This is a genomic window from Oxobacter pfennigii (assembly GCF_001317355.1).
Taxonomy (GTDB): Bacteria; Bacillota; Clostridia; order Clostridiales; family Oxobacteraceae; genus Oxobacter; species Oxobacter pfennigii.
Genome location: NZ_LKET01000053.1, coordinates 1 through 1,153 on the forward strand (window position 1 = coordinate 1; position 1,153 = coordinate 1,153).

Annotated in this window: 1 pseudogene; it reads left to right on the plus strand. The window is 35.5% G+C overall.

The annotated features are described in order from the left end of the window. Positions 1-84: 84 nt before the first annotated feature. A pseudogene (locus OXPF_RS18510) lies at positions 85-1,153 on the plus strand (hypothetical protein); the annotation flags it as partial.

Consider the following 1,153-nt stretch of genomic DNA (forward strand, 5'->3'; position numbering starts at 1 on the left):
GTTATATAAAACCGTATGCACTCATAAAAATATATTGTCATTTATGCCTATAGCATAAATCATTTTTTTAAGGAGATGTTCCATATGAGTTTTTATTCCGGAAACCTAAAGGGAAACACCAATCTTTCTGCCAGGCAAGTCAAAGTAAATAAAGAAGCTAAGATTTTAAATGAAATAGAAGAAAAAAGGCAAAGAAACATCAAACATTTTTTCAGAGAAGACGGCACATATGAGGCAGCAATATATCCTGAACCCATTCATTATCTGAGCAACGGAAAATATAAAGATATAGATAATAACCTCGTTGACGCATCGGATGAACTTGGGAATCCGGTACTTGAAAATAAAGAAAATGAATATAAGGTGAAAATATCAAAGAATACACGAAGCAGAAAACTTATACAGATGACCAGGGACAAATATGAGCTATCATGGAACATACAAGGCATTAATGATACTTCTCCCAGCGTAGTAAAATGGGACGCAAAGTTTTTAAATTCGCTGCCCGAAAACGACAGGCTTAAGACACTGACCAGAGTAGAATCAGCCGTTGATTTAAAAAACATTTTTACGGGAGTGGATATAAAATATTATGTAAGGCCTGAAAAATTTAAAGAAAATATAATAATCAATCAATACATTCCAAACTTGCAGTATGTATATAATCTATACGTAAAAAATCTTGCGGCAAAGCTTTTAGACGATAAAACCATAATATTTCATGATGCCGGAAATGAAGCAAATATAGTATTTAAAATGGGCTTCCCGTATATGATTGATTCAAAGAAAAATGAAAGCAGGGATATAGCAGTAATTCTTAATAAAAGCAAGGACGGCTATACGCTTACAGTAACGCCTGATAATACTTGGCTTAGTAGTGCTGAAAGGGTATATCCTGTGACAATAGACCCTTATGTAGAGACGCCTGTAGACCCCACAAAAATATATGACAGCCATGTAGGTTCAAGATATCCCAATAATAATTACTATACCAGTGAATATATAAAAGCCGGATGGGATGCTTATTTGGATGAAACATACACATTTATCAAATTTGACCTTCCAAAGCTTACAGCAGCCGAGACCATATTTTCTGCAGTCCTTGGATTGCGCCTTTCAGGAGTTGGCAGCTCCGGGTTGCAGATAGACGCCC